This window comes from Paracoccus sphaerophysae, assembly GCF_000763805.1.
Classification (GTDB): Bacteria; Pseudomonadota; Alphaproteobacteria; order Rhodobacterales; family Rhodobacteraceae; genus Paracoccus; species Paracoccus sphaerophysae.
Window position 1 is genome coordinate 1 of the sequence record NZ_JRKS01000089.1, and the last position, 9,428, is coordinate 9,428.

Here is a 9,428-nt window from a genome sequence, read left to right on the forward strand (position 1 = left end):
ATCGCGTCCCCCGCCCGCCCCAGATCGGCGCGGATCAGGATCATGCCCAGGCCCGCAACCTCGGTGACCGAGGCCAGCGGCAGCATCTCGGGGCCCGGGGAGCGGGCCCCGGACGTTTGCAGCTCAGACATTGGCCTTGGCCCCTTCCTTGTCATAGAACACCGGATCGACGATCCGGGCGCGGAACGTGTCGCCCGGCACCGGGAACTCCAGCACCTCGCCCATCCGGTCGGGCCCGCGATGGACCAGCCCCATCGCGATGGGCCGGTTCAGCGTCGGCGAGTGATAGGTCGAGGTCACCCGACCCTGCGTGTTCCGCTGCCCGTTCGCGTTCACGCCCTCGGCCACCGCATAGGCGCCGTCGGGCAGCACCCGGCCATCAAGGCTTTCCAGCCCCACCAGCTTCCAGCGGTCGGGGCTGGCCATGAAGGACCGCTCTTGCGCGCGCTTGCCCAGATAGTCGGGCTTCTTCTTCGAGATCGCCCAGTTGAGCCCCAGATCCTGCGGGATCACCGTGCCGTCGGTTTCGTCGCCGATCATGATGAAGCCCTTTTCGGCCCGCATGACGTGCATCGCCTCGGTCCCATAGGGGGTGATGCCGAATTCGGCGCCGGCGGCGTGGATCATGTCCCACAATTCCTGCCCGCGATCGGCGGAGACGCAGATCTCATAGGACAATTCGCCCGAAAAGCTGATCCGGTAGATGCGGGCGGGGATGCTACCCAGCACGCCCTCGGCGAAGGTCATGAACGGCAGCGCGGCTTCGGACACGTCCATCCCGCGCAGCTTTTCCAGCACCGCGCGGGCCTTGGGGCCGACGACCGCGACCTGGGCGAACTGCTCGGTCAGGTTGGCGGTCCAGACCTGCCAGTCCCACCACTCGCATTGCAGCCAGTCCTCCATCTGGGCGTGGATGCGGTCGGCGCCGCCGGTGGTGGTGTGGCAGAGCCACTCATCCTCGGACAGCCGCACCGCGACGCCGTCGTCGATCAGGAAGCCGTTTTCCGAACACATCAGCCCATAGCGGCACTTGCCAACCGGCAGCGAGGACATGAGGTTGGTGTACAGCATGTCCACGAACCGCCCGGCATCCGGCCCCTTCACCAGGATCTTGCCCAGCGTCGAGGCGTCCAGCGTCCCCACCCCGCCGCGCACGGCCAGGATCTCGCGCTTCACCGCATCGGCGTGGGTTTCCGCGCCGCGCGGATAGCAATAGGGGCGGCGCCACAGGCCCACGGGCTCGAAGAACGCGCCATGCGCCTCGTGCCAGCCATGCATCGGCGTCTTGCGCAGGGGCTGGAAGACCTCGCCCCGCGCCTCGGCGGCGATGGTGCCAAGGGTCAGCGGCGTGTAGGGCGGGCGGAAGGTGGTGGTGCCGGTCGCCGCGATGGGCTGGCCCAGCGCGTCGGACAGCACCGCGAGGCCGTTGATGTTGCTGACCTTGCCCTGATCGGTCGCCATGCCCAGCGTAGTGTAACGCTTGGCGTGTTCGACGCTGGCATAGCCCTCGCGCCCCGCCAGCTCGACGTCCGAGACCTTCACGTCGTTCTGGAAATCCAGCCACATCTTGAAGCGCGCCTTGCGGGTGGCACGGGCGGGCATGACCCAGACCGGCAGGATCGGCGCCTCGGCCACCGCGCCGGTCAGTTCGGCCACCAACAGATCGCCCGCAGCCGCCCCCACGGCCAGCACGTTGCCCTGGCCGTTCGCGCCGGTTGGCGGGCGGGCGGGGTCGGGCGAGAACATTGCGCGGCGCTCGTCCCAGGTCAGTTTGCCGCCGCAATGGCTCCACAGATGGACGACCGGGGACCAGCCGCCGGACATGGCGATCACGTCGCAATCGACAACGCCCAGCGGGTCGCCGTCGCCGTCCTGCGCGCAGTATCTGAGCCCGTCGACGCCCTTCTTGCCCAGCACCTTGGCGATGCCGGCGTTGGTTTCGACCCGGACGCCGCGCGCCCGCGCCTCGGCCGGCAGCGCGCCATCGGCGGCGGGCCGTGCGTCCAGCACCACCGGAACCTCCAGCCCCGCATTCAGCGCCGCCAAGGCGGTGCGATAGCCGTCGTCGTTGTTGGTGACGACCGCGATGCGGCGGCCCGGCGCGACGCCGTAATCGACGATGTAGTCGCGCACCGCCGAGGCGAGCATCACCCCGGGCACATCGTTGCCGGCAAAGCTCAGCGGCCGTTCCAGCGCCCCGGTCGCGGTGACGATCCGCCCGGCGCGGATGCGCCACAGCCGCTGGCGCGGGAGGCCGGCGTTGGGGTCGTGGTCGGCCAGCGCCTCGCGCGCCAGCAGATAACCGTGATCGTAAAGCCCCGTCGCCATCGTGTTGCGGCGCAGCGTGACGTTGGGCATGGCGCGCAGCTCGGCCAGAGCCGCGTCGATGCGGGCCTGGCCGTCGGCGTGATCGACCGGGGTGCGGCCGCCCCAATGGCCGGATTGTTCCAGCACCAGCACCCGGCCGCCCCCTTGGGCGATCCGCTTGGCAGCCGACAGGCCGGCGATGCCGCCGCCGACGACGACCACCTCGGCAAAGCCATAGGCCTGCTCATAGCGGTCGGGGTCGGGCAGTTCCGGTGCCCGGCCGAGGCCCGCGGCGCGGCGGATCACCGGCTCGAACAGGCGCTTCCACGCGGCGCGGGGGTGGATGAAGGTCTTGTAGTAGAACCCGGCCGGAAAGAACCGCCACAGCAGGTTGTTGACCGAGCCCACGTCGCGGTTCAGCGACGGCCAGGCGTTCTGGCTGGTGGCGACCATCCCCTGCCCCAGCGCGGTGGTGGTGGCACGCTGGTTCGGCTCGAACCGGCCGCCCTGGCCCAGGCCGAACAGCGCGTTCGGTTCCTCGGCCCCCGAGGCGAGCGGCCCGCGCGGGCGGTGATACTTGAAGCTGCGGCCCATCATCAGCTGGCCGTTGGCCAGCAGCGCCGAGGCGAGCGTGTCGCCCGCCAGCCCGGTCAGGGCGCGGCCATCGAAGCGGAACCCGCGCGGCGCGCGGCGGTCGATCAGGCGGCCGCCGGCGGGCAGGCGGAAGGGAGCGAAGCGTTTCGTCATGCCAGCGTGTCCCGTGCAGGCGTGGGGTTCAGGGCGTAATCATCGCCGGTGCGGCCGTCGGGGTGGGCCGAGACGGCGGCCGGCGGCTGCCAGCCCGGCCGGGCGGCCCGGATCGCGGCGACCAGGTCGTCGGGCGGGGCCGTGGTCTGCGCCGGATAGGCGCCGAAGACCTGCAGCGTGACGCTGTCGCGCGCGGCAAGGAACCACTTGCCGCAGCCATAGGCGTGCCGCCAGCGTTCGAACAGCACCCCGCGCGGGTTCTGGCGGGCGAACAGGTAGCCCTCGAAATCCGTATCGGACGAGCCGGGGCCGTGGCGGGTCAGATGCGCCTCGCCGCCGGGGGCCAGCTCGGTTTCCTCGGCCGCGACGCCGCAATAGGGGCAGGTCAGGGTCAGCATGGTCGCACCTTCATTTCGGCGGCAGAGACAGGGTCGCAGCCGCCGCGAGCGCGGTCAGCCGGGACAGGGTGTCGGGATCGTCATGGGCCGTTTCATCGGCGCGCACGAAACCGCCCATCGTGCGGCCCGACATCTCCATCGGGCCGACGCCGGGCAGGTCCAGGGCGTCCGGCATGGCGTCCTTGCCGACGCGCAGCATCACGCCGCGGTCGCTGGCAGCGCCGATCAGGTTGCCGTGCAGCATGAAGCCCTGCGCGCCGAACATCGGCCGCTCGGCCAGCTGGGTGCCGCGCGGCAGCGCCGCGAGCAGCGCCTCGCGCAGCAACTCCTCGGTCTGGCGGTCGCGGGCCATCAGCGCGGCCCCCGACCCGCCCGCGGGTCAGTTGGTGCCGGCCGGTGCGCCGGGCTGCGGCGTGGCGACGCCGGTCGTGCCGGCAGGCTCGCCCGCGGTGCCGGTGGCGGCGGGGCTGTCGGGCAGCGGGGTCGGCGCGGGAACCTCGCCGCGGGTGAAGAAGAAGACGGCGGCGGCGATGACCAGCGCGGCGCCGATGACCAGCGGCCACGGGCCAAGCCCGCCGGAATTGCGTTCTGCCATGACGGCACCTCGTGGTTGCAAACGGGTCGCGCCCGCAAGGGTAAACGCTGGACCGCGGCCGGGGCGCCTGCCTTGACTTCGGTCAGCCCCAAGCGGTGCGGGCCGAAGCCGCACGCCGCGGGCCGCGCGCCGATCCGGGGGCGGCCCGCGATCCGGTCAGTTGCTGGCCGGAGCGGTGGTGGTCGTCGTGGTGGTGCTGGTGGTCTCGCTGGTGCCGCCAGCCGGGGCAGCGGGGGCCGCCGGGGCCGCAGGCGCGCTGGCCGCCGGGGCCTGGACGGTGACGTTGGTGTCGCCGCCGCCGGCTGCCGGGACGCTGCCGCCGGCGTTGAGGTACCACAGGATCGCCGCCACGGCGACGATGACCGCGCCGATGAGGAACCACAGGCCCGAGTTGGATTCGTTGTTGGTCGCCATGCTTGGCACTCCGTAAGGTTCAGGATGCCGCTGCGATGCCGCGCCTTGGGGATTTTTTCAAGCCCGATCAATGCGCCACCCCCGCCGCGACGCTTTCGTCGATGAACCGCCCCTCGGCGAAGCGTTCCAGCCCGAAGGGCGCGGCCAGCGGTCCGGGGGTCCCCTTGGCGACCAGCTCGGCCATCGCCCAGCCGGAACCCGGGATCGCCTTGAACCCGCCGGTGCCCCAGCCGCAATTGACGAAGATGCCCTCGACCGGGGTGCGCGACAGGATCGGCGAGCGGTCGCCGGTCATGTCCACGATCCCGCCCCACTGGCGCAGCATCTTGAGGCGCGACAGCATCGGGAAGGTCTCGATCAGCGCCCGGACGGTTTCCTCGACATGGTGCCACGAGCCGCGCTGGGTGTAGTTCACGAAGCCGTCGGTGCCGCCGCCGATCACCATCTCGCCCTTGTCGGATTGCGACAGGTAGCCGTGGACGGTGTTGGCCATCACCACCACGTCGAGACAGGGCTTGATCGGTTCGCTGACCAGCGCCTGCAGGGCGATCGATTCGATCGGCAGCCGGAAGCCGGCCATCCCGGCCAGCACCGAGGAATGGCCCGCGACGACCATCGCCAGCTTGTCGCACTCGATCCGGCCCTTGGCCGTGTTGACGGCGCGGACGCGGCCGCCGGCGGTCTCGACCCCGGTGACCTCGCAGTTCTGGATGATGTGCATGCCCATGTCGGAACAGGCCCGCGCATAGCCCCAGGCGACCGCGTCGTGGCGGGCGGTGCCGCCGCGTTCCTGATACAGCCCGCCCAGCACCGGATAGCGCGGGCCGGCCAGGTTCATGATCGGCACCAGCCGCCCCAGTTCCGCCGGCTCCACCCATCGCGTCGCCACCCCTTGCAGCAGGTTGGCGTTCACCGTGCGCAGATAGCCGCGCTTTTCATGTTCGGTCTGGGCCAGCATGATGAGCCCGCGCGGGCTGAACATGACGTTGTAGTTCAGGTCCTGGCTGAGCGTCTCGTACAGCTTCAGCGCCTTGTCATAGATCGCGGCCGAGGGGTCCTGCAGGTAGTTCGACCGGATGATCGTGGTGTTTCGCCCGGTATTGCCGCCGCCCAGCCAGCCCTTTTCGATCACCGCGACATCGGTGATGCCGAAGTTCTTGCCCAGGTAATAGGCCGTCGCCAGCCCGTGCCCGCCGGCCCCCACGATCACCACCTGATAGCGGCTGCGCGGTTCCGGGCTGGCCCATGCGCGGCCCCAGCCGGAATGGAGCCGCATCGCCTCGCGCGCGATGGCAAAGACCGAATAGCGGCCGGACCGGCGCTGGGTGTGGGGTGCGGACATGGGCGGATCTCGGCTGAGGGGACGGGCAAGGTCGCGTGTGCGGCGGGGGCCAGAGTGGCGCGCAACCCGGCCGCGCCGCAAGATCAACTGCGACAGGCGGCCGGGAATATTGCGACAAGCCGCGGCCGCTTCCGGCCCAGTCCCTCGCCCCACCGACCCGCGGCCCTTGCGCTTGCAGCCGACCGCCGATCTGTGGTCCTGTACGGCCCGACATCGCCGAAAGGATTCGCCATGACCGCCCCCGTCGTTCTGGTCGCTCTTGACCCCTCGGATATCGAATCGCAGGCGCATATCCTGGCCGCCGCGCAGGCCGAGGCGCAGGCCCGCGGCGGGCGGCTGGTGCTGATCCTCGTCGTCGAGGCGATGCGCCATGCCGGACACGGCGCGGCCTTCGCCGACATGCTCAAGAGCCTGATGCAGGACGCCGCCAACCACGCTGACCGCTGGGCCGAAGGGATCGTGGGCAAGGGCAATGTCGAAACCCACGTCGCCTATGGCGATGCCGCCGAACAGATCCTCGCCGCGGCGGACCGCCTGGGCGCCGCCTCGATCGTGATGGGCGAACGCCGCGAACGGGCGATCGACGCGGTGCTGGGGTCGATCGCCACGGCGGTCAGCGAGGGCGCCAAGGTGCCCGTCGTGCTGGTCCCGCCGGTCCGCTGAGCCGCCGCCACACCATCGTGACCGGGGCTGCGACCCTGGCGCGCTTTCCTGCGCCGGGCAAACCGCCTATCACCCCGTCGACGGTCTGAAACGAGGTGGCGATGTTCTGGATCCTGCTGGCGGCGATGGTGGCTCTGGTCGCGGTGGCGATGCTGCGGCCGTTCCTGGGCCGCCGGACCGCGACGGCCGAGCCTCCCGCCGCCTATGACCTGCGGGTCTATCGCGACCAGCTGCGCGAGGTGGATCGCGACCTTGCCCGCCGGGTCCTGAACCCCGACGAGGCCGAGCGCCTCAAGACCGAGATCGGCCGCAAGATCCTGGATGCCGACCGCGCCCTGTCCCGGCAGGCGACCCCGCAAGGCCGCGCGCCGCGACCTCTGGTTGCCGCCGGCGTGCTGCTGGCGCTGATCGGCGGCAGCGCGGCGCTGTACTGGAAGCTGGGCGACCCGGCGATGCCCGACCAGCCGCTGGCGGCCCGCATCGCCTCGGCCGACGCGCGGCTGGCCGGACTGCCAGCGCAGGCCGAGGCTGAGGCGGCGGCGCCCAAGCGGGTCGCGCCGACCCCCGATCCGCAATATCTCCAGCTGGTCGAACAGCTGCGCAAGGCCGTCGCCGGCCGCCCCGACGACCCGCAGGGGCTGGCGCTGCTGGCCGAACACGAGGGGCGGCTGGGCAATTATGCCGCGGCGCGCGACGCGCAGGCCCGGCTGATCGCCGCCCGCGGGTCCGAGGCCGAGGCCCTGGACCACGCGCGGCTGGCCGGGATGATGATCGAGGCCGCCGGCGGGCAGGTCTCGGCCGAGGCCCGGGCGGCGCTGGACACGGCGCTGCAGCTCGATCCCCGCAACGGGCAGGCGCTGTATCTCAAGGGGCTGATGTTCGCCCAGAACGACCGCCCCGACCTGGCGTTTCCGCTGTGGCGCGGGCTGGCCGAAAGCAGCGCCCCCGACGCGCCCTGGATGGCGCCGATCCGGCAGCTGATGCCCGATCTGGCATGGCTGGCCGGGCATCCCGAATACCAGCTGCCCGGCGCAGCCTCGGGCATGCCCGGCCCCGACGCGGCCGCGATGGCCGCCGCCGGCGACATGACGCCCGAGGAACGCCAGCAGATGATCGCGGGCATGGTCGAAAAGCTGGAAGCGCGGCTGGCCGACCAGGGCGGCACGCCCGAGGAATGGGCGCGGCTCATCACCTCGCTGGTCGGCATCGGCAACGAACCCCACGCGCGCGAGATCCTGGCCGAGGCCCGCACCCGCTTTGCCGCCCAGCCCGAGGCGCTGGCCGCCGTCAACGCCGCCGCGGCCGAAGTCGGGCTGGACGGCACGGCCGGCGCACCCATGCCCGCCCTGCCCGGCCCCGATGCCGCCGCGGTCGAGGCGGCGGGCCAGATGTCCGCGGCCGACCGCCAGCAGATGATCGGCGGCATGGTCCAGCAGTTGCAGGACCGGCTGACGACCCAGGGGGGGACCGGCGCGGAATGGGCGCGGCTGGTGTCCTCGCTGACCGTGCTGGGCGAAACCGCCCGCGCCACCGACATGCAGGCCCGCGGCCGCACGGCGCTGGCCGGCGACGCCGAAGGACTGGCGGCGCTGAACGCCGCCGCGGCGCAGGCCGGGCTGGAATGATCTGCGGGACGGCCGAGGAGTTCGCCGCCGCCCTGCCCCGCGCCGGCGCCATCGCCGGGCTGGACCTGGGGACCAAGACCATCGGCGTCGCGGTCAGCGACGGGCTGCGGCAGGTCGCCTCGCCCCTGACCGTGATCCGGCGCACCAAGTTCACCGCCGATGCCACGGCGCTGCTGCAGATCGCCGCCGACCGCGGGCTGGCCGGGCTGGTGTTGGGCCTGCCGCTGAACATGGACGGGACCGAAGGCCCCCGCGCCCAGTCCACCCGCGCCTTTGCCCGCAACCTGGAACGGCTGACGCCCCTGCCGCTGGCCTTCTGGGACGAGCGGCTGTCCACCGTCGCGGCCGAACGGGCGCTGCTCGAGTCGGACACCTCGCGCCGGCGCCGGGCCGAGGTGATCGACCAGGTCGCGGCCGGGTATATCCTGCAGGGGGCGCTGGACCGGCTGCGTTACCTCCAGTGACGGTCGCCAGCCCCTGCCGCAACATCTGCGCGCTCGACCCTACCCGCCGCTTCTGCACCGGCTGCCTGCGGACGCTGCCGGAAATCGGCAGCTGGTCGCGGATGACCGACGCCGAACGGCAGGCGGTGCTGGACCGGATCGCGGCGCTGGGAACCGCCGGGTCCGACGCCGGTTGAGGCCTCGGGACAGCCGGAAGGATCAGATGCGCGTCATGGTATTCGTCAAGGCGACCGCGGACAGCGAACGCGGCGAGATGCCCTCGGCCGACTTGCTCGCCGCGATGGGCAGGTTCAACGAGGACCTCGCCGCGGCCGGGATCATGGCCGATGGCGGCGGCCTGAAGCCCACCTCGCAGGGCCGACGCGTCGCCTTTGACGGCGACGGGCGGCGGGTCATCGACGGGCCGTTCGCGCCGGCGTCCGAGCAGGTCGCGGGCTTCTGGGTCTGGAACGTCCGCGACATGGCCGAGGCGGTGGAATGGGCCAAGCGCTGCCCCAACCCGATGCCGGGCCCCAGCGAACTGGAAATCCGCCCGTTCTACGAGGACGCGGATTTCGCGTGACGGCCTCGCCGCACGGTCCAGGTGACGGCGGGGGCGACAGCCAGCTTGCCACCCGGGCCGATCTTTGGCACCCCGGGCGCATGGCCGATCCCGTCTCGCATCCCGTCTCCACCGCCTATGCAGCCCGCGTCGCGCAAGGGCTGCTGGCAGACGATCCTGCCCAGCGCGACGTGCTGCCGGTGCTGGACCGGCTGGTCGCCGCGCTGGCCCGCCATCCGGTGGCCAGCAAGCCCGGCGGTCTGCTGGGGCGGCTGTTCGGGGCCGCCGCGTCCAGCCCGCCGCAGGGGCCGGGGCCGCGGGGCCTGTATCTG

11 protein-coding genes and 1 pseudogene are annotated in these 9,428 nt (G+C 72.0%); 6 read left to right on the plus strand and 6 right to left on the minus strand.

What is annotated here, in order from left to right; all coding sequences use genetic code 11:
- Window positions 1-123: 123 nt before the first annotated feature.
- From IC63_RS15575 to IC63_RS15600, 6 genes are all read right to left on the minus strand, one after another.
- Complete coding sequence (locus tag IC63_RS15575) at window positions 124-3,054, minus strand: sarcosine oxidase subunit alpha family protein (RefSeq protein WP_036722133.1); 2,931 nt, start codon at window positions 3,052-3,054, stop codon at window positions 124-126.
- On the minus strand, window positions 3,051-3,452 hold the full coding sequence (locus IC63_RS15580) for a sarcosine oxidase subunit delta (protein WP_036722136.1): 402 nt from the start codon (window positions 3,450-3,452) through the stop codon (window positions 3,051-3,053). The genes IC63_RS15575 and IC63_RS15580 overlap by 4 nt, the downstream gene beginning before the upstream one ends.
- 10 nt (window positions 3,453-3,462) lie before the next feature.
- Window positions 3,463-3,804, minus strand: a complete 342-nt coding sequence (locus IC63_RS15585) for a TfoX/Sxy family protein (protein WP_036722138.1) — start codon at window positions 3,802-3,804, stop codon at window positions 3,463-3,465.
- Between the two features lie 27 nt (window positions 3,805-3,831).
- A complete protein-coding gene (locus tag IC63_RS15590; protein ID WP_036722141.1) occupies window positions 3,832-4,047 on the minus strand; it encodes a hypothetical protein in 216 nt (71 codons plus the stop codon).
- Window positions 4,048-4,203: 156 nt separating this feature from the next.
- On the minus strand, window positions 4,204-4,461 hold the full coding sequence (locus IC63_RS15595) for a hypothetical protein (protein WP_036722143.1): 258 nt from the start codon (window positions 4,459-4,461) through the stop codon (window positions 4,204-4,206).
- A 67-nt stretch (window positions 4,462-4,528) separates the two neighbouring features.
- Window positions 4,529-5,803 (minus strand): sarcosine oxidase subunit beta family protein, encoded by a 1,275-nt coding sequence (locus tag IC63_RS15600; RefSeq protein WP_036722145.1) that lies wholly within the window; start codon window positions 5,801-5,803, stop codon window positions 4,529-4,531.
- Window positions 5,804-6,034: 231 nt separating this feature from the next.
- Here IC63_RS15600 and IC63_RS18560 point away from each other — a divergent pair, with 231 nt between their 5' ends.
- From IC63_RS18560 to IC63_RS15630, 6 genes and pseudogenes are all read left to right on the plus strand, one after another.
- On the plus strand, window positions 6,035-6,466 hold the full coding sequence (locus IC63_RS18560) for a universal stress protein (RefSeq protein ID WP_052042314.1): 432 nt from the start codon (window positions 6,035-6,037) through the stop codon (window positions 6,464-6,466).
- A gap of 101 nt (window positions 6,467-6,567) precedes the next feature.
- On the plus strand, window positions 6,568-8,091 hold the full coding sequence (gene ccmI / locus IC63_RS15610) for a c-type cytochrome biogenesis protein CcmI (protein WP_084115983.1): 1,524 nt from the start codon (window positions 6,568-6,570) through the stop codon (window positions 8,089-8,091).
- Window positions 8,088-8,555, plus strand: a complete 468-nt coding sequence (gene ruvX, locus IC63_RS15615) for a Holliday junction resolvase RuvX (protein WP_036722148.1) — start codon at window positions 8,088-8,090, stop codon at window positions 8,553-8,555. Before ccmI ends, ruvX begins: the two co-directional genes overlap by 4 nt.
- Window positions 8,552-8,731, plus strand: coding sequence for a DUF1289 domain-containing protein (locus IC63_RS15620; protein ID WP_036722150.1), 180 nt, complete (start codon window positions 8,552-8,554; stop codon window positions 8,729-8,731). Before ruvX ends, IC63_RS15620 begins: the two co-directional genes overlap by 4 nt.
- A gap of 26 nt (window positions 8,732-8,757) precedes the next feature.
- Window positions 8,758-9,117 carry a YciI family protein gene (locus tag IC63_RS15625; RefSeq protein WP_036722152.1) on the plus strand — a complete coding sequence of 120 codons (360 nt, stop codon included), beginning with the start codon at window positions 8,758-8,760 and terminating at the stop codon, window positions 9,115-9,117.
- Window positions 9,114-9,428: pseudogene (locus IC63_RS15630) on the plus strand (hypothetical protein); the annotation flags it as partial. The gene IC63_RS15625 and the pseudogene IC63_RS15630, both read left to right, overlap by 4 nt.